General features: G+C 68.9%; 17 protein-coding genes. 8 read left to right on the top strand and 9 right to left on the bottom strand.

Translation table 11 applies throughout. The annotated features are described in order from the left end of the window. Together AKJ13_RS30105 and lpdA are read left to right on the top strand one after the other, a co-directional pair. Positions 1-177: 2-oxo acid dehydrogenase subunit E2 (locus AKJ13_RS30105; protein WP_200905564.1), on the top strand; the 177-nt coding region annotated here is incomplete at its 5' end. A gap of 13 nt (positions 178-190) precedes the next feature. Further along, positions 191-1,630: a dihydrolipoyl dehydrogenase gene (gene lpdA, locus AKJ13_RS01785; protein ID WP_050731826.1), complete on the top strand. Its 1,440-nt coding sequence runs from the start codon at positions 191-193 to the stop codon at positions 1,628-1,630. Between the two features lie 339 nt (positions 1,631-1,969). Here the strand turns inward: lpdA and AKJ13_RS01780 are convergent, their stop codons facing one another. Together AKJ13_RS01780 and AKJ13_RS01775 are read right to left on the bottom strand one after the other, a co-directional pair. Further along, on the bottom strand, positions 1,970-2,125 hold the full coding sequence (locus tag AKJ13_RS01780) for a hypothetical protein (RefSeq protein ID WP_244471478.1): 156 nt from the start codon (positions 2,123-2,125) through the stop codon (positions 1,970-1,972). Between the two features lie 363 nt (positions 2,126-2,488). After that, positions 2,489-2,713, bottom strand: coding sequence for a hypothetical protein (locus tag AKJ13_RS01775; RefSeq protein WP_007566185.1), 225 nt, complete (start codon positions 2,711-2,713; stop codon positions 2,489-2,491). A 289-nt stretch (positions 2,714-3,002) separates the two neighbouring features. Between AKJ13_RS01775 and AKJ13_RS01770 the strand changes: the two genes are divergently transcribed. Together AKJ13_RS01770 and AKJ13_RS01765 are read left to right on the top strand one after the other, a co-directional pair. After that, positions 3,003-4,016 (top strand): threo-3-hydroxy-L-aspartate ammonia-lyase, encoded by a 1,014-nt coding sequence (locus tag AKJ13_RS01770; RefSeq protein ID WP_050731824.1) that lies wholly within the window; start codon positions 3,003-3,005, stop codon positions 4,014-4,016. Between the two features lie 122 nt (positions 4,017-4,138). Continuing rightward, positions 4,139-4,516: an iron-sulfur cluster assembly accessory protein gene (locus AKJ13_RS01765; RefSeq protein WP_007566183.1), complete on the top strand. Its 378-nt coding sequence runs from the start codon at positions 4,139-4,141 to the stop codon at positions 4,514-4,516. A 9-nt stretch (positions 4,517-4,525) separates the two neighbouring features. Here the strand turns inward: AKJ13_RS01765 and AKJ13_RS01760 are convergent, their stop codons facing one another. From AKJ13_RS01760 to AKJ13_RS01750, 3 genes are all read right to left on the bottom strand, one after another. Further along, positions 4,526-5,584: a GGDEF domain-containing protein gene (locus tag AKJ13_RS01760; protein WP_050731875.1), complete on the bottom strand. Its 1,059-nt coding sequence runs from the start codon at positions 5,582-5,584 to the stop codon at positions 4,526-4,528. Positions 5,585-5,688: 104 nt separating this feature from the next. Then, positions 5,689-7,236, bottom strand: a complete 1,548-nt coding sequence (locus AKJ13_RS01755; RefSeq protein WP_050731823.1) for a DEAD/DEAH box helicase — start codon at positions 7,234-7,236, stop codon at positions 5,689-5,691. 185 nt (positions 7,237-7,421) lie between these two features. Next, entirely contained in the window at positions 7,422-7,775 is a 354-nt protein-coding gene (locus AKJ13_RS01750) for a hypothetical protein (protein WP_050731822.1), read from the bottom strand. A 416-nt stretch (positions 7,776-8,191) separates the two neighbouring features. Here AKJ13_RS01750 and AKJ13_RS01745 point away from each other — a divergent pair, with 416 nt between their 5' ends. Together AKJ13_RS01745 and AKJ13_RS01740 are read left to right on the top strand one after the other, a co-directional pair. After that, positions 8,192-9,058 (top strand): porin family protein, encoded by an 867-nt coding sequence (locus AKJ13_RS01745; protein ID WP_050731821.1) that lies wholly within the window; start codon positions 8,192-8,194, stop codon positions 9,056-9,058. A gap of 176 nt (positions 9,059-9,234) precedes the next feature. Then, the gene (locus AKJ13_RS01740; protein ID WP_050731820.1) at positions 9,235-9,726 is read left to right on the top strand and encodes a PRC-barrel domain-containing protein; all 492 of its coding nucleotides are present in this window, start codon (positions 9,235-9,237) and stop codon (positions 9,724-9,726) included. Positions 9,727-9,921: 195 nt separating this feature from the next. Here the strand turns inward: AKJ13_RS01740 and parE are convergent, their stop codons facing one another. Beyond that, on the bottom strand, positions 9,922-11,982 hold the full coding sequence (gene parE / locus AKJ13_RS01735) for a DNA topoisomerase IV subunit B (protein ID WP_050731874.1): 2,061 nt from the start codon (positions 11,980-11,982) through the stop codon (positions 9,922-9,924). Positions 11,983-12,310: 328 nt separating this feature from the next. Between parE and AKJ13_RS01730 the strand changes: the two genes are divergently transcribed. Further along, positions 12,311-12,499 carry a hypothetical protein gene (locus AKJ13_RS01730; protein ID WP_050731819.1) on the top strand — a complete coding sequence of 63 codons (189 nt, stop codon included), beginning with the start codon at positions 12,311-12,313 and terminating at the stop codon, positions 12,497-12,499. Between the two features lie 45 nt (positions 12,500-12,544). Here the strand turns inward: AKJ13_RS01730 and topA are convergent, their stop codons facing one another. The 3 genes from topA to AKJ13_RS01715 form a co-directional block, all read right to left on the bottom strand. Next, on the bottom strand, positions 12,545-15,232 hold the full coding sequence (gene topA, locus AKJ13_RS01725; RefSeq protein ID WP_050731818.1) for a type I DNA topoisomerase: 2,688 nt from the start codon (positions 15,230-15,232) through the stop codon (positions 12,545-12,547). A gap of 361 nt (positions 15,233-15,593) precedes the next feature. Next, positions 15,594-16,544: a molybdopterin-dependent oxidoreductase gene (locus tag AKJ13_RS01720; RefSeq protein ID WP_050731817.1), complete on the bottom strand. Its 951-nt coding sequence runs from the start codon at positions 16,542-16,544 to the stop codon at positions 15,594-15,596. After that, entirely contained in the window at positions 16,541-17,404 is an 864-nt protein-coding gene (locus AKJ13_RS01715; RefSeq protein WP_050731816.1) for a cytochrome b/b6 domain-containing protein, read from the bottom strand. Before AKJ13_RS01715 ends, AKJ13_RS01720 begins: the two co-directional genes overlap by 4 nt. 183 nt (positions 17,405-17,587) lie before the next feature. On the opposite strand from AKJ13_RS01715, the gene AKJ13_RS01710 reads away from it, so the two are divergent. Further along, positions 17,588-18,535, top strand: a complete 948-nt coding sequence (locus tag AKJ13_RS01710) for an aspartate carbamoyltransferase catalytic subunit (RefSeq protein WP_050731815.1) — start codon at positions 17,588-17,590, stop codon at positions 18,533-18,535. The last annotated feature ends 22 nt before the right edge of the window (positions 18,536-18,557 follow it).

Genomic DNA, 18,557 nt, shown 5'->3' with positions numbered 1-18,557 from the left:
CTGGCGGTGGGCGCCGGCGAGAAGCGCGTGGTCGTGAAGGACGGCGCGCCGGCGGTGGTCCAGGTGATGACCTGCACCCTGTCTTGCGACCACCGCGTCCTCGACGGCGCGCTCGGCGCGGAGCTGATCGCGGCCTTCAAGGGGCTGATCGAGAACCCGATGGGCATGTTGGTCTGAGCCGGAGCACGCAATGTCCGACACCTACGACATCCTCATCATCGGCGCCGGGCCCGGCGGCTACGTCACGGCGATCCGGGCGGCGCAGCTCGGCTACAAGACCGCGGTTGTCGACCGGGAACACCTGGGCGGCATCTGCCTGAACTGGGGCTGCATCCCCACCAAGGCGCTGCTGCGCTCAGCCGAGATCTACCATTACATGCAGCACGCCTCCGATTACGGCCTGTCGGCCAAGGAGGTGTCGTTCGACACCGCGGCCATCGTCAAACGCTCCCGCGGCGTCTCGGGCCGGCTCAACGGCGGCGTCGGCATGCTGCTCAAGAAGAACAAGGTCGATGTGATCTGGGGCGAGGCCGCGGTCGACAGCGTGGCTAAGGGCAACCAGCCCGGCCAGGTCACCGTGAAGGAGTCCAAGCGCGCCGAACCGCCTAAGGGCGCCAAGGGCGCCGGGACCTACCAGGCCAAGCACATCATCGTGGCCACCGGCGCCCGGCCCCGGGCGATCCCCGGGATCGAGCCCGACAAGAAGCAGATCTGGACCTACTACGAGGCCATGGTCCCCGAGACGATGCCCAAGAGCCTGCTCGTCATGGGCTCGGGCGCGATCGGCATCGAGTTTGCCTCGTTCTACCGGACGATGGGCGCCGAGGTGACCGTGGTGGAGCTGCTGCCGCAGATCCTGCCGGTGGAGGATGCGGAGATCGCCGGCATCGCCCGCAAGCGCTTCGAGAAGCAGGGCATCAAGATCCTCACCGGCGCCAAGGTCACGAAGGTCGAGAAGGGGGCCGATTCCGTCACGGCGACCATCGAAGGCGGCGACGGCAAGACTCAGCAGATCACCGCCGAGAAGCTGATCTCGGCGGTCGGCGTGGTCGGCAACATCGAGAATATCGGCCTCGAAAAGCTCGGGGTGACGATCGACCGGGGCATCGTCGTCACCGACGGGCTCGGCCGGACCAACGTGCCCGGCCTCTACGCCATCGGCGACGTCGCCGGCCCGCCGATGCTCGCCCACAAGGCCGAGCACGAGGGCGTCATCTGCGTCGAGACCATCAAGGGCCTGCACACCCACCCGATGGACAAGGCCAAGATCCCGGGCTGCACCTATTGCCAGCCTCAGATCGCCAGCGTCGGGCTCACCGAGGCCAAGGCCAAGGAGCTGGGCTTCACCGTGAAGGTCGGCCGGTTCCCCTTCGCGGGCAACGGCAAGGCGATCGCGCTGGGCGAGCCGGACGGCCTGGTCAAGACCGTGTTCGACGCCAAGACCGGCCAGCTGCTCGGCGCCCACATGGTCGGCGCCGAGGTGACCGAGCTGATCCAGGGCTACGTGGTGGCGATGAACCTGGAGAGCACCGAGGAGGAGCTGATGCACACGGTGTTCCCGCACCCGACGCTCAGCGAGATGATGCACGAGAGCGTGCTCGACGCCTACGGCAAGGTGATCCACACCTGAGGAGACGTACGGCGCGGGGCGGCTCTGGCGGCTCGCTCCGCGGGCGGCCGGGGGGCGCTTCAGGACGGGACTCGGGTCCGCTCTCCGGGTGGGCGGGCGGATTCAGACATCGTCGACTTGGTGACGCGGGTCCCCATCTCCCGCACGGGAGAGGGGAGCACGTGGCGGGCTTCACAGGCCGACGTGCGAAGGTGGTAGCGCGCGCAAGGGAAGAAGCGCTTTCGGCTTGTCCGGGACCGGCTCTCAGGACGCTGCATCGTCCGTCGCGGGTCGAGGATCTGAAAAACGTGCGGCTTCCGCCTTGCGAAAGTCCGTCATAAAAAAAGGGCCGCGACACCCCTACGTCGGCGACTCGGAATTCCCGTTCGACCGTGCGGTCAGGGCCAGGCTGATGCCCTGGAACAGGGCGATCACGAACACGGTCGCGAGGCTGCCGCCGATGGGGATCAGCACGAGGGCCCAGGGGTCGAAGCCCCGGACCACGAGCAACGTCATACCGCTTCCGATCACGGACGCGATGATCATGCGAAAGATGCAGCATTCCGACGGTTGCATGAAACCTCCCGGTCGGCACCCCCCCTGACTTATAATCGAAATCTTAGAAGTTTTTTGCAACCGTTAATAGTACGCACCGCGGACATTCGCGGGAGACGGGTAACGCGGCCGCTCGCGGTGACGCCGTCCTCGGGGGCGCGTTTTCCGTCCTCGCTTCGCATGCGATGCCCGCGGCCCCCGCGGCGGAGGCTGCGATCGCGGCCTCGCCCGCAGAAACTGGTTCTGCTCACACGGCAGGGGGCCCTGGAAGCGGCAGACCAGCGATGCGACCCGGAGACGGGACGTGCTTGCGCACCGCACGACTCAGCCGTTTCCGCGCTCCACCGGCTCGGCTTGGTCCTGCGAGGGGACGTAGGCGCACCACTCGCAGATACCGCGCTCGGCGCCGCGGCTGGCATTGCGCTGCGAGCAGAGCGGGCAGACGAGCAGGATCAGTCGGCCGCCGGAGCGCAGGGCGAGCCCACGGCCCCGGAACGTGACCTCGGTGGCCTCATCGCCGGCGCGTCGGTCGCGCGTCCTGTCGCTCATCGGACCTCCGCAAAACCGCACTTCAGGCTGGCCGGAGAAGCGATTCGGATCCTCGATTCCATTATCATGGCAACGCTACTCCCGAACCAGTCCAGAGATACAAGTGGCGGGCCAGCGAATGGCTCCGCTTGGCCTTTGAATCCGCCGGGTGCGCCGGGCGCAAATCCTGCCTATGACTCGCGTCGGCTCGGAGCGCGACGCCGACAGGAATCCCGGTTTCAGCAGGAGTGCGTGTCCGGTCAGGACCGCGCAGCCGGGCCCGATCGCGGCGCGGACGAGCCCAGGAGCGATGCAGGATACGATGCCCGAGCAAGCAGAGACGACCATGGCGGCCCGGAGCGGCGCGCCGACCTTCGCGGATGTCGCCCGGGCGGCGGAACGCATCGCCGGAATCGCCCATCGCACCCCCGTTCTGACGTCGCGCACCGCGGATGCGCGGACCGGCGCGAAACTGTTCTTCAAGGCCGAGAACCTGCAGCGGGGCGGGGCCTTCAAGTTCCGCGGGGCCTACAACGCGATCAGCGCCCTGCCGGAGGCGGTCCGCGCCCGCGGGGTGCTGTCGTTCTCCTCGGGCAACCACGCCCAGGCGATTGCCCTGGCGAGCCAGCTGCTCGGCATTCCAGCCACCATCGTCATGCCGGGCGACGCACCGGCGGCGAAGATCGCCGCGACAAGGGGCTACGGCGCCGAAGTCGTGCTGTACGACCGCTATACCCAGGATCGCGAGGCGCTGGGCCGCGAGCTCGCCGAGCCCAAGGGCATGACGCTGATTCCGCCGTTCAACCACCGCGACGTGATCGCGGGGCAGGGGACGTTGGCGCAGGAGCTGATCGAGGAGGCCGGGCCGCTCGACGTGCTGGTGGCCTGCCTCGGCGGCGGCGGCCAGCTCGCGGGCTGCGCGCTCGCCGCCGCCGCCCTGTCGCCCGGCTGCCGGGTGATCGGCGTCGAGCCGGAGGCCGGCAATGACGGCCAGCAATCGTTCCGTACGGGCCGGATCGTGACCATCCCGGTTCCCCGGACCATCGCGGACGGGGCGCAATCGACGGCGCTCGGCGACCTGACCTTCGCGATCATCCAGCGCGAGGTCGCCGACATCCTCACCGTCTCGGACCCGCAGCTCGTTGAGACCATGCGGTTCTTCGCCGAGCGGATGAAGCTTCTGGTCGAGCCGACCGGCTGCCTGGCGGCGGCGGCCGTGCTGCACGGGCTGGTCGACGTGAAGGACAAGCGCGTCGGCGTGGTGATCAGCGGCGGCAACGTCGACCTCGCCACCTTCGCGCGGCTCGTGGGCGAAACCGCCTGACGCGCCGAATGCCGCGGCCCTGTGGCTCAGCCCCGGTGGACCGGGCGAGGGCGGATGCTTATCTTGTCTCCGTCAGAATGCGCGCTCCCGGGCCTTGAACCCGGATGGGCGGGAGGGTGACGATGTTTTCAGGGTTCAAGGTTCTGTCGCTGACCGATCGGGCGGCCGAGCGGATCAAGGCGATCATGGCGGATGCCGACCGTCCGATCGCCGGCCTGCGGGTCGGCGTCCGGAACGGCGGCTGCGCCGGCATGTCCTACACGATGGAATACGCCGAGGCGCCCAAGCCTGGCGAGGACGTGGTCGAGGATCGCGGCGTCCGGGTGTTCGTCGATCCCAAGGCGGTGCTGTTCCTGCTCGGCACCGAGATGGACTTCACCACCACCAAGCTCGCCTCGCAGTTCGTGTTCAACAACCCGAACCAGACCTCCGCCTGCGGCTGCGGCGAATCGGTGGCGATCACGCCGGTGTCCGAGGACCGGATCCCGGCCCGGGCCTGAAGCCGGCTCTCAGGCGACCTGGGAGAGCGAGTCGGCCGCGTCGTCCACGACGCGGTTGCGGCCGGCGCGCTTGGCCGCGAACATGCACAGATCGGCCCGCTCGAGCAGCGAGGCCGGCGTGTCCTCGGCATGCAGCACCGCGATGCCGAGCGAGATCGTGACCTTGCCGAGCGATTCGCCGGTGGAGCGCTTCACCAGCTCCCGGCCCATGACGCTGGCCCGGACCTGCTCGGCCACCTGCCGAGCCACGGCCCGGTCGGCACCCGGCAGCACGATGCCGAATTCCTCGCCGCCGAACCGGGCGAGCAGCGCCTGCTTGCCGGCATTCTCGCGCATGACGATCGCCACGAGGCGCAGCACCTGATCGCCCGTGAGATGGCCGTAGAGGTCATTGAACCGCTTGAAGAAGTCGATGTCGAGGACGATCAGGCTCATCGGGGTGGCCCCCAGCCGCGCGGCCTCGAGGGACGCCTTGAGCGTTTCCTCGAAATGCTTGCGGTTCGACAGTCCGGTCAGCGCGTCGGTGAGGCTCTCCAGCCGGCTGGCTTCGAGCTTCTCGCGCAGGGTCTCGATCTCGTTGCGGGTCTCGCGCATTCGCGCTTCGAGCACCCGGTTGTTCACCGCGACCTCGCGGGTGGTGGAGACCAGGGTCGAGACGATCTCGCCCAGCCGGGCCCGGGTCGGCATGCCCTGGGCCAGGTCCTGGGCGAGCCCGCGCAGGGCCTCGCCGTATTGGGCGGTCGAGCCGAGCGACAGGTCGAGGATCTCGGTCACCGCCGCGATCTCGTCGAGCATGCCGCGGCTGACATCGCCGGTGGTGCTCGTGAGCTGCCGGCCGTCGAGATAGGTCTCGTGCAGGTCGTCGATATCGGACTCGGTCAGGCTGCCGTTCTGCGTGGTCAGGCGCTTGATCGAATCGCCGAGCAGCGGCAGCTCGCCCGAGACGTAGGCGTACCAGACCGCGTAGGCCCGCGGCGTGGCCGAGGGACCGTAATCGCGGATCAGATCGTGCGCGCGCTTCGCCAGCGCGAAGCTGCGGTCACGATCCGAATGGGTCTTCTGGCTCATCCGCATCCCGCCGTACGAGGCCATCAATGAAGTACGACATGACGGCCCGAATCACAATCTAGGGCGGGTTGGTAGCAGGAACGTTAAGCTAGGACGTCCGGACGTTACTTATCTTTCTTTGCCAAGACTGGTCGAAGCAAGAAGGCTGGAACATGTGACCCGAGACCGATCGGCGTATCGCCGTCGGGATCGTTGCGGCGCCCACGCTCCTCGCGCGACCTTTCCTCGCGTACCAGCTCGGGACGCGGGGCCGGACGCCCCTCGCTGCGCCGGCCGGCCGAATCTCCGCGCGACCGCTGACGGCCGCCGGCCTCGCTGCGCCCGTTGGACTTGGCCTCGGCCCGCGCGGGTTCGGCCCGAACCTCGGGCTTGTCCTCAACCGCCTTGGCCTCGGAGGACCGGCCCTCGGAGCCGCGCTTCTCGGACGATCGGCCCTCGGACTTGCCCGAACGCCGCCCGCCGCGCCCCTCGCCCGACCGGCCGCGATGGCGCGTGCCGGTATCGGCCGACGGGTCGGCCACGGTGGACAGGTCGCCGTCGAACCACGGGATCGGCTGCCCGATCAGGGCCTCGATGGCGCCGAGGGAGCGGTCGTCCCCGGGAGCGACCAGGGTGTAGGCGGTGCCGCTGCGACCCGCGCGGCCGGTGCGGCCGATCCGGTGGACGTAATCCTCCGGGTGGTGCGGGATGTCGAAGTTGAAGACGTGGCTGACCGCCGGGATGTCGAGGCCGCGGGCCGCCACGTCGCTGGCGACCAGGAGCGCGGTCTCGCCGTTGCGGAAGGCGTCGAGCGCGGTGGTGCGGGCACGCTGGTCCATGTCGCCGTGCAAAGCCGCGGCGTCGAAGCCGTGGCTCACCAGCGACTTCTGCAGCAGCGCGACGTCGCGCTTGCGGTTGCAGAAAATGATGCCGTTGTTGAGCTCGGCCTCGCCCCGGATCAGGCTGCGCAGGCGCTCGCGCTTGGCATGGCCGTCGGAGCCCACCGCCACCAGCCGCTGCGCGATGGTCGAGGCCGTGGAAGCCGGCCGCGCCACCTCGATCCGCTGCGGGTTGTGCAGGAACATGTCGGCCAGCCGCTCGATCTCCGGCGGCATGGTGGCCGAGAAGAACAGGGTCTGCCGGGTGAACGGCACCATCTTCACGATGCGCTCGATATCGGGGATGAACCCCATGTCGAGCATCCGGTCGGCCTCGTCGATCACCAACAGCTCGACCCCGGTGAGCAGCAGCTTGCCGCGCTCGAAATGGTCGAGGAGCCGGCCCGGCGTGGCGATCAGCACGTCGGTGCCGCGGGTGAGCTTGGCATCCTGGTCGGCGAAGGACACGCCGCCGATGATCAGGGCGACGTTGAGCTTGTGGTTGGTGCCGTAGCGGTCGAAATTCTCGACCACCTGGGCCGCCAGCTCGCGAGTCGGCTCCAGGATCAGCGTGCGGGGCATCCGGGCCCGAGCGCGGCCGTTCTCCAGCAGCGTCAGCATCGGCAGCGTGAACGCCGCGGTCTTGCCGGTGCCGGTCTGGGCGATGCCGAGGACGTCCCGGCGCGCCAGCACATGGGGGATGGCCTGAGCCTGGATCGGCGTCGGCTCGGTGTAACCCGCCGCTTCGACGGCGTTGAGGACTTTCTCGCTCAGTCCCAGGTCGGAAAAAGGCATCTGCGTTCAGGAACCGTTGCGCGCCCGGCCGGCGCGGTGGACACCGTCGCGGCAACGGCTCGGAAAGGCTCTGATAGGGCGCACGAACGCTCCCGTGGCCGCGGGGCGCATGGGCCAGTCAGTTAGGGCCTTGGCGCTGCTTGTCAATCTCGCAATGCGCGCATCCGGGTCCCAATCACAGCCGATCAGGGGTGCGGGCGGTCCAGGGCGGGCAGCAGGCAGGGGTCGAGGTGGGTCGCGCGCGCGGCACGGGCGGCGGTGATCGAGCCGGTCGTCTCCGGATCGATCGGGAGCGCCTTGCCGCCGAGGGCGAGCTGAGTAGGCGCCGGGATGGTCTGACCGAGCCGGGCGAGTTGATGGGTCGCCAAAAGGGCGAGCAGCCCGACCAGGCCCGAGATGCGCAGCGCCCAGGCCAGGGACCCCGCGGGCCGGGCCGAGCCGTCCGCCCTGGGCTCCGGCCTCGCACCCGGTGCCGCGTCGAAGGCAGCCGGCCGGCGGGTCCCGAACGGTTTCGTCGGCCGTTCGACGGGCGGCAGCATGGGCATTCCTCTCCGCCGCCCGAGGAGCCGGCGACGGCTGGAGAGGATCCTAAAGCCGGCAGGGTTAACCGCCTGTTGACACAAGACCGCGCTTTGGAGCGCCAAGCGGATCGCAGTAAAACAGCATCGCCGAATGCGGTTTGCGCCACCCGGATCAATGACGGCCCGCAGAGCGGCTAGATACCATCGCCGCCCGATCAGACCGACCGACTAATGTTCAGGGTTTATGGGAGCGTCGATGCAGCTTCTGATACACAGTTTCGCGCCAGGACGGGGAATCTGTGCGCGCAACCTTCACCTTTCATTGACGAGACCACGTTAGTCTGGCCGAGCTTGTTGCAGGAAAGCGACAGACCCGCTGACCGAGAGCGCCTAGAAGGCAGCCGGCTCAAGCCAACCCCAGGACCAATGGCACCATGAAAAAAGTTCTTCTTGCATCGACCGTTCTCGCCGGCATGACCGTCGCCGCTTCCGCGGCCGACCTGCCGCGTCGCGCTGCGCCGCCGCCGGTGTTCACGCCGGTGCCGGTGTTCACCTGGACCGGCTTCTACGTGGGCGTGAACGCCGGCTACGGCTTCGACGCCAGCAGCCGCAACACCACCAACTACGCCCTGCCGTCCGGCTCGTTGATCAACTCGGCCGACACGAACGCTGTCGTCAGCGTCAACAACCGCAGCAACAACGACGGTTTCACCGGCGGCGCGCAGATCGGCTACAACTACCAGTTCACGCCGGGCTCGGGCGTCGTGGTCGGTATCGAGGCTGACGCCCAGTATGTCGACTTCGCCCGCCGCGCCAACGGCACCCTGAACTACGGCGTCACCGGCGTTCCGGGCACCGCGTTCTCCGGCTCGCGCGCCTTCGTCGCCACCAGCGGCAACGGCCTCGATTACTTCGGGACCGTGCGCGGCCGCCTCGGCTACGCCTTCGACCGCACCCTCGTGTACGCCACCGGCGGTTACGCCTACGGCTCGGGCCAGGACGACCAGAACTTCGCTGGCAACCGCTTCCGCGACAGCTTCCGCACCGGCTACGCCGTCGGCGGCGGCATCGAGTACGCCCTGCCCACCGACTCGTTCCTGAACTTCTTCAAGTCCTCGGCCGTGACCCTGAAGGTCGAAGGCCTGTACGTGAACCTCGACCGGCAGAAGAACACCGCCGGTGGCGTGTTCTACAGCAACCTGCTGGCCCCGAACGGCGTGGCCTACCTCAACGGCGCCGCGGCCAACACCGAGTTCGCCGTCGTCCGCGCCGGCCTGAACTACAAGTTCGGCTCGTACTAAGATCGACGATCGGCGCCGGCCCAGCCAGCGCCGTCTCAACGGGGGCCCGGCCGCAAGGTCGGGCCCTTCGTCGTTTGCGGATGCGCGCTGCGACAGGGACCACGGGAACAGCCGCCGCCGCGACCGCTTTTCACCGACGGCGCGCGGATGGCTCGGCTGCGCCGGAGCGATCCCCGATGCGCAACTCCCTTCTCCTGCTACCGCTGGCTCTCCTCAGCCTGGCCGGGCTCCCGGCCCGGGCCCAGGATGCTAGCGTGATCGGCAACAAGACGGTGCTGCCGGGCACCGGGCCGGGAACATCGACCGGCGGCACTGGCGGCGGCCCGTTGACGATTGCAGCCAGCGCGGAGGCGGCGACCAAGCGCCAGGGCGTCAAGCCGGCCTCCGTCCTGGCCTCTCACCTGATCGGCGTCACGGTGCGCAACGCGGCCGGTGACAAGGTCGGCACGATCGACGACCTGCTGATCGCCGATGGCGGGGCCCTCAAGGCGGTGGTGCTGGATGTCGGGGGCCCCCTGGGTCTCGGCAGCAAGCGCATCGCCGTGGAGCCCGGCGCCATAGTGCTGCGCCCGGGCGGAGAGCGATTCTCGGCCGTGCTCCACATGAGCACCGACATGGTCGCGGCCGCCCAACCCTTCGACCCGGCCAAGGCGATGGCGGCGGAGTAGCCTCACCCGCACCGCACCGGATAGGCCCGCGCTCCAGGGGCGCCGCCCCGAGAGCCCTTTGCAATTCCCCAACACCGTCAATGCAGGTGCAGCAAGGCAACCCAGTGCGGCGCGCGATCTTGAGATGTCGCGTTCCCTGGGTTGCCTCGCTCCGCTCGCAATGACGGCGCGCCGTTTTACGGCCGCTCTGTCGCCTCAGATATCCAGATCGACCCCGTCGGCGAAGGCCGCGCGCTCGCTGATGAAGGCGAAGCGGGCCTCGGGCTTGTTGCCCATCAGGCGCTCCACCGTGTCGCCGGTGGATTCCCTTGCCTCGTCGAGCACCGCGACCCGCAGGAGCGTGCGCTTCTTCGGGTCCATGGTGGTCTCCTTGAGCTGGGCCGGCATCATCTCGCCCAGGCCCTTGAAGCGCCCGATCTCGACCTTGCCGCCCTTGAACACCGTCTTGGTGATCCGCTCCCGGTCGGCATCGTCCCGGGCATACGCGACCTTGGAGCCCTGCTGCAGCCGGTAGAGCGGCGGGATCGCCAGGTAGAGGTGGCCACGGTCGATCAGCTTCGGCATCTGCCGATAGAAGAACGTGATCAGCAGCGACGCGATGTGGGCGCCGTCCACGTCGGCGTCCGTCATGATGATCACCTTGTCGTAGCGCAGATCCGTCTCGCGGAAGGCCGCGCCGGTGCCGCAGCCGAGCGCCAGAGTCAGGTCGGAGATCAGCTGGTTGGCGCCGAGCTTGTCGCGGCTCGCCGAGGCGACGTTGAGGATCTTGCCGCGCAGCGGCAGGATCGCCTGAGTGGTCCGGTCCCGGGCCTGCTTGGCCGAGCCGCCCGCCGAATCGCCCTCGACGATGAAGATTTCGGAGCCCGCCGTGCCGGCGGCCGAGCAATCCGCCAGCTTGCCGGGCAGGCGCAGCTTGCGGGTCGCGCTCTTGCGGGCGACCTCCTTCTCCTGGCGCCGGCGCAGTCGCTCCTCGGCCCGGTCGATCACCCAGTCGAGCAGCTTGTTGGCTTGGGCCGGAGAGGCGGCCAGCCAATGGTCGAAGGCGTCGCGCACCGCCGTCTCGACGATGCGCTGCGCCTCGACGGTGGCGAGCTTGTCCTTGGTCTGGCCCTGGAATTCCGGCTCGCGGATGAACACCGAGAGCATGGATGCGCAGGTCGCCATGACGTCGTCGGTGGTTACCGCCGTCATGCGTTTGGCCTGGTTCACCCGCTCGGCATGCTCGCGCAGGCCCCGCAGCAGGGCGACCCGCAGGCCGGCCTCGTGGGTGCCGCCCTCGGGCGTCGGGATGGTGTTGCAGTAGGAATGCGAGAAGCCGTCCTCGGCGACCATCCAGGCCACCGCCCATTCGAGTGAGCCGTGCGAGCCGGGCTTGGTCACCTTGCCGGTGAACATCGCCTCGGTGACCAGCTCCTTGCCCTCGATGTCCCGGGCGAGGTAGTCGCGCAGCCCGGCCGGGAACCGGTGCACCGCCTCGGCCGGCACATCCTCCAGGCCTTCGAGCAGGGCAGGGGCGCAACGCCAGCGGATCTCGACGCCGCCGAACAGGTAGGCCTTCGAGCGCGCCATCTTGAACAGGCGGCGCGGGTCGAACTTCAGCGAGCCGAAGATCTCGGCATCGGGGTGGAAGCGCACCCGGGTGCCGCGCCGGTTCTGCACCCGGCCGACCAGCTCCAGCGCCCCCTGCGCGTGGCCGCGGGAGAAGGTCTGGCGGTAGAGGGTCTGGTTGCGGGCGACCTCGACCTCGAGGAGATCGGACAGGGCGTTGACCACCGAGATGCCGACGCCGTGCAGGCCGCCCGAGGTCTCGTAGACCTTCGAGTCGAACTTCCCGCCCGCGTGCAGCGTCGTCATGATGACCTCGAGCGCCGACTTGCCCGGAAATTTCGGGTGCGGGTCCACCGGGATGCCGCGGCCGTTGTCGGTGATCACCAGCGAGCCGGTTTCCTCGAGCTCGACCTCGATGAAGCTGGCATGGCCGGCCACCGCCTCGTCCATGGAATTGTCGATCACCTCGGCGAAGAGGTGATGCAGCGCCCGCTCGTCGGTACCGCCGATATACATGCCGGGCCGGCGCCGGACCGGCTCCAATCCCTCCAGCACCTCGATGTCGGAGGCGGTGTAGCCGGCCTCGGGCTCGGCCGCCGCGATAGTCGGCACGGAGGCCGATTCCGCGAGCCGCCGCCGCGGCTCCGTCGGACGCGGGGCCGGGGGCTTGCTGCCGGGCCCGAACAGGTCGCGCGCCGGATCGCTCACGCGCGGCCTCCGCGAACGCGGCGCATCGGCCGGCTCGGTGTTGGGCAGACGGGCGTTGGATCGTGCAGCATGCGCCTTCATCCCCGCATCATAGCGGAACAAAACAGAAACATCCAGAGCGTTCGGTGCGTCGCCGAACCGTCTTCACCATCGCATGCTGCGCCGCCGCGAGCGAGTGGCGCGGCCGGCCCGGCGCGATGAGGCCGTCATCGCGACGTTGCACAATCGTGGGTTAAGGCTTCCTCAGCTGCCGCCCGGATCGGAACCGTGCGGCTCCGGCCGCGTTTGTCCGGGAAAGAGCTTGACCGTGGTCAGGGAGCCGCCGTCGATGAGCAACGCCGCGATCGAGGCCCGCCGCCTCACCCTGATCCGTTTCGAGCGCGCCGCAGGCACCGTCTTCGGGTGCGACGAGGAGACGGCCTGCGTGCCGCCCGCCCGCTTCCTGGTGAACGGCCTGACCATCGCGCTGGCGACGGTCGCCACCGCCCTGGCTGCGACCATCACCTATCTGGCTTAACGCGAAGCGTTCGCGCCAAGTCTTCGAAGGGATCGGGCGCGGCTCTCAGCCGGCACCCGATTTCTTCGCCGGGCTCTTCTTGGCTGCCGGTTTCTTCGCGGGGGCCTTCTTGGCCGCCGGCTTCTTGTCCGCGGCCGCCGTCCGAGCCGGCGCCTTCCGGGCCGATGTCCGCTTAGCCGGCTTGCCGCCACCCGACGCACGCTTGGCATTCACCAGCGCGATCGCCTCGTCGAGGGTCAGCGCCTCGGCATTCATGGTCTTCGGCAGCGTCGCGTTGATCTCGCCGTCGGTGACGTAGGGACCGTACTTGCCGGCCTTGACCACGAGGTCGCGCCCGCTCGTCTCGTCCTTGCCCAGCGGCCGGCCCGGATCGGCCGCCGGCCGGCCCCGGCCGCCGCCCTGCTCCTTGGCGACGATCAGGTCGATGGCGCGGTTCGCCCCGACCTCCAGCACGTCGTCGTCCTTGCCGAGATTGGCGTAGGTCTTCCCGTGCTGCACGTAGGGTCCGAACCGGCCGAGATTGGCCAGGATCGGCTCGCCGGTCTCGGGGTGACGCGCCACCTCGCGCGGCAGCGACAGCAGCGCCAGGGCCTTGTCCAGATCGACCGAGGAGGGGGAAAGCCCCTTCGGCAGTGAGGAGCGTTTCGGCTTCGCCGCGTCCTTCTCGGTGGATGCCTCGCCGAGCTGAACGAATGGCCCGAACCGCCCATCCCGGATCGTCACCGGCATCCCGGTCACCGGATCGTTGCCCAGCACCCGGACGCCCGGCTGGCCGCCTTCGGCCGAGGAACCGTCACCGTCGCCGTCGACCCCGGAGGCCGAGAGCTGGCGGGTGTACTTGCACTCGGGGTAGTTCGAGCAGCCGATGAAGGCGCCGAACTTGCCGAGCTTCAGCGAGAGCTGGCCCGTACCGCAGACCGTGCAGGTACGCGGGTTCGAGCCGTCGCCCTTGTCGGGGAAGATATGAGGGCCGAGCAGGCCGTTGAGCGCCTCGAGCACGTCGGTGACGCGCAGTTCCTTGGTCTCGCCGATCGCCGCCGAGAAATCCCGCCAGAAGTCGCGCAGCACCGCGCGCCAGTCGATCTCGGCGTTGGACACCCGGTCGAGCTGGCCCTCGAGATCGGCAGTGAAATCGTACTCGACGTAGCGTCGGAAGAAGCTCTCCAAAAAGCCGGTGACGAGCCGCCCCTTGTCCTCCGGCTGCAGCCGCTTCTTCTCGATCTTGACGTATTCGCGGTCGCGCAGCGTCTGGAGGACGGCCGCGTAGGTCGAGGGCCGGCCGATACCGAGCTCCTCCATGCGCTTGACCAGGCTCGCCTCGGAATAGCGGGGCGGCGGCTCGGTGAAGTGCTGGGTCGAGGTGATGCGCTCGCGGGTGAGCGGGTCGCCGGCCTTCATGGGCGGCAGGCGCTTGCTCTCCTCGTCCTCCTCGTCGTCCTTGCCCTCTTGGTAGAGAGCCAGGAAGCCGTCGAACTTCACGACCTGGCCGGTGGCGCGCAGGTCGATCCGGCGCGGGCCGACATTCGCCGTGACGTCCACGGTGGTGCGCTCCAGCTCGGCCGATTCCATCTGGCTCGCCATCGTGCGGGTCCAGATCAGGTCGTAGAGCTTGGCCTGCTCCGGCTCGAGGTGGCGGGCCACCATCTTGGGCAGGCGGCTCATGTCGGTCGGGCGCACGGCCTCGTGGGCCTCCTGCGCATTCTTGGCCTTGACGCTGTACTTGCGCGGCACGTCCGGCACGTAGCGGTCGCCGAACTCCTTGCCGATCACCTTGCGGGTGTCCTGGATCGCTTCCGGCGCCATGTCGACGCCGTCGGTCCGCATGTAGGTGATGATGCCCACCGTCTCGCCGCCGACATCGACGCCCTCGTAGAGGCGCTGTGCGACCCGCATGGTCTGCGCCGGCGCCATCCCGAGCTTGCGCGAGGCCTCCTGCTGCAACGTGGAGGTGGTGAAGGGCGGCTGCGGGTGGCGCTTGGCCGGCTTCGCCTCGACGCTCGCCACCTGGAAGGTCGCGAGTTCGAGGTCGCGCTTGAACGCGGCCGCCGCGTCGCCGGTGCCGACATCGAGGCGCTGGATCCGCTTGCCGTCGGCCCCGACCAGGCGCGCCTCGAAGGTCGCGCCGTCCATGGTGGTCAGGGTCGCGACGATCGACCAGTACTCGCGCGGCTTGAAGCTCTCGATCTCCATCTCGCGCTCGACCACGAGCCGGAGTGCCACCGACTGCACGCGGCCGGCCGAGCGGGCGCCGGGGAGCTTGCGCCACAGAACCGGCGAGAGGTTGAAGCCGACGAGGTAATCGAGCGCCCGGCGCGCTAGGTAGGCGTCGACCAGAGCCTGATCGATCTCGCGCGGCTTGCGCATCGCGGCCTCGACCGAGGCCTTGGTGATGGCGTTGAAGGTCACGCGCTCGACCGGGATGCCCTTAAGCGCCTTGCGGGCGTTTAGCGCCTCCAGGACGTGCCAGGAGATCGCCTCGCCCTCGCGATCCGGGTCGGTGGCCAGGATCAGCTTGTCCGCGCCCTTGACCGCCTTGGCGATCTCGCTGACCCGGCTGGCGCCGCGGTCCGCGAGCTCCCAGACCATGTGGAAATCCTGCTCGGGATCGACCGAGCCGTCCTTGGCCGGCAGGTCGCGGATGTGCCCGAAGGAGGCGATCACCTCATAGTCGCGGCCAAGATACTTATTGATCGTCTTGGCTTTGGCCGGCGACTCGACGACGACGACTTTCATTCAGACCTCTGCCCCTCGACGGAGCCTGGGCGCGACGGACGAATTCTGTTCGAAATTCGCGTGGGACGAGTGCCCGCCGTCGGGCCGGGGCCGCGCGCCGGGGACAAGTGGGTTACGGGCGGCGGGTTGTCAAATGGCGGAGGTCCACGCCTGGGCGCCCGGGGCTCATCAGGCGCGACGCACGAATCCGTCTGACGGCCGACCGATGGAGATCGGTTGCGTTCCGGCCAAACGCCATACAACCTTGGACAACCTTGGCCGAGCGGGGGGTTTGAGCGCAGGCGCGGACGGTTGAGCGGATTGCCCCAAGCCTCGGTTGCTCCGCTGCGCTCGCAAGACGGTGGTGCGTCTTTCGACCGGATCAGATCCCCGCGTACCACTCGTAGCCGCGATCTTCCCAGTAGCCGCCTCTGCCCTGGCCGAAGCCTGCCAGCGACTCCACCAGCTCGACCCGCATCACGTATTTGGCCTGCTTGTAGCCGAGCTGGCGCTCGACGCGCAGGCGCAAAGGGGCGCCGTTCGAGACCGGCAGCGGCTTGCCGTTGAGGTCATAGGCCAGGATCGTCTGCGGGTTGAAGGCGTCGAACAGGTCGATGCTCTCGTAGTAGCGGATCGGCGTGCGCTTATCCTCGGGCGACTCGGGCTCCGGGGCGCCCTGGCCCCAATCGTCCTTGGGCGCGTCGGTGGCGGTCGGTGGGCCGCCCCAATCCTCGGCGGCGGCGAGCTGGACGGTGCCGTCGCGGACCGAGCCCGGATGCTCGGGGCGCCACAGGGAGGCGCCGTCACCGCCTTCGAGGCCGCCGCCGGCATATTCCAGCGTGTCGGCGCAGTGGAACACGGCGTAGCGCGCCTGGGGCTTCAGCCCGGCCCGATTCAGAAGCTCGGCCAGCGGCACGCCGGACCATTGGCCGATGCAGCTCCAGCCCTCAACGCAATCGTGGCGGGTCACCTGGGTGCGGCCCGGCAACCCGCGCAGGTCCGCCAAGCTGAGCGACAGCGGGGTCTGCACCAGTCCGTCGACCGTGAGCTTGAACTCCGCAAACCTCTTCGCCGCCAGGGCGCGGAACGCCCGGTCCGGCGGATCGATGGTGCCGTTCGGCTTGAACCAGGGCGAGATCATCGCGGCCGGGTATTCCCGGGCGAGAGTTGCGGGCGACATCAGCAGGCGTTGGACGAACAGGTTGGCGTCCTCGCCGGCCTTGAGGGTCCTGCGCCCGGCCTCTGTCCCGGCGAAGCGGTCGCAGCCGCCGAGCAGGGCGGTCCCGGCGAGGCCGGCGCCAGCGGTGAGCAGCTTGCGGCGGTGCAGGATCATCGCGCGGTCTCCTTCTCGGGACGGCCGAGGCTGAACCAGCCGGTGAGCATGCCGCGCATGTTGTTGACGAAGCCGGAGACCAGAACCAGCACCACGTGGACCACCACGAACAGCACCAGCAGCCCGGCGGCGATGAAGTGAATCGTGCGGGCCGATTGGCGGCCGCCGAACAGCTCCGGCAACCAGTGCCAGGCCGCGTCGACGCCAGGCGACATGGCGAGGCCGGCCAGGACCATGGCGGGCAGGAGAACCAGCACGACGGCGAAATAGGTGAGCTTCTGGATCACGTTGTAGCGCTTGGCCTCCTCGCCCTCAGGGAAGCGCAGCAGCAGGTGCTCCTTCACGGAGCCGCCGAAGTCGCGGATCTGGTCGCCGTCCGGGATCAGGCGGCGGCGGAGCTGACCGCTGAACAGTCCGTAGAGGAGATAGACCGCGCCGTTGATCACTAGGAACCACGCGAACAGGAAGTGCCAGCGCCGCCCCGTGGTGAGGTCCTGGTCCGCCGGGAGGGTCGCCCAGGCCGGGAAGGCCCGGTCCACCGTGGTGCCGCCCTCACGGGACAGGCCGAGCACGCCGGTCGTCTCGAAGCTGTGCGCGCCGATCGTCACGACGCCGCGATTCGTGCCGTCGCGCCCCTGCTCGCTGGTGATCGCCAGAGCGGGATCGTCGAAGGTCGAGACCGTCCCCCAGTACAAAGCCGGGTGGGCGTTGAAGATCTGCAGGCCGCTCATCAGCAGCACCAGCAGCACCGCGGCGTTGATCCAGTGCGCCGCCCGGATCACCACGGGATGCCGGTAGAACCAGCGGCGCCCGGAGGCGTCGACGGTCTCGGGCGCTGCGAGCGCGGGGGCGCCGGCCAAAGGTTCGGCTCTCAGGCTTTCGGGTCTCAAGCGTGCGTCTCGCGGGGGTGGCGACGGTGCGGGTTCCGTCCGATCCGGCTGATACGTGGCGCGGACGCTCAAGTTACCAACCGACGAAAAAAGGCCGCAGGGGCTGGCGCGCCTTGCCGGGAGAGCGAGCCGGACCTACACCCCGGACTCATCATGACGAGTTCCGCGCCCCCGGCCTTCCCGCACCGGCACCTCCTCGGCATCGAGGGTCTGACCCGGCCCGACATCGAGGCGCTGCTCGACGCGGCCGATGCCGCCGTCGACATCTCCAGGCAGGTCGAGAAGAAGCGCGCGACACTGCGAGGCCGCACACAGATCAACCTGTTCTTCGAGCCCTCGACCCGGACGCAATCCTCGTTCGAGCTCGCCGGCAAACGGCTCGGCGCCGACGTGATGAACATGTCGGTGGCCTCGTCCTCGGTGAAGAAGGGCGAGACCCTGATCGACACCGCAGCGACGCTCAACGCGATGCGGCCGGACATCATCGTGGTGCGCCACGAATCGGCCGGTGCGGTCCATCTGCTCGCCCGCAAGGTCGATTGCGCGGTGGTCAATGCCGGCGACGGCGCCCACGAGCACCCGACTCAGGCGCTGCTCGACGCGCTGACGATCCGCCGCAACAAGGGCCGGATCGAGGGCCTTCAGGTGGCGATCTGCGGCGACGTCCTGCACTCGCGGGTGGCGCGCTCGAACATCATCCTGCTGCAGGCGATGGGCGCGCGCGTGCGCCTGATCGCGCCCTCGACCCTGCTGCCCGCCGGGATCGATCGCTTCGGCGTCGAGACCTTCACGAATATGCGCAAGGGCCTGGAGGGCTGCGACATCGTCATGATGCTGCGCCTCCAGCGCGAGCGTATGAACGGCTCGTTCGTGCCCTCCGTGAAGGAGTATTTCCGCTATTTCGGCCTCGACGGCGAGAAGCTGGCGCTCGCCAAGCCCGACGCCCTGGTGATGCATCCGGGCCCGATGAACCGCGGCGTCGAGATCTCGTCCGAGATCGCCGACGGGGCACAGTCGCTGATCCGCGAGCAGGTCGAGATGGGGGTGGCGGTGCGCATGGCCGTGCTGGAGGCGCTGGCCCGGCACCTGCCGAACAGCTGAACACGACCGCGGAACCGATCGG

This window comes from Methylobacterium sp. ARG-1 (assembly GCF_001262595.1).
GTDB lineage: Bacteria > Pseudomonadota > Alphaproteobacteria > Rhizobiales > Beijerinckiaceae > Methylobacterium > Methylobacterium brachiatum.
This window is presented reverse-complemented; position numbering and strand designations above follow the sequence as displayed.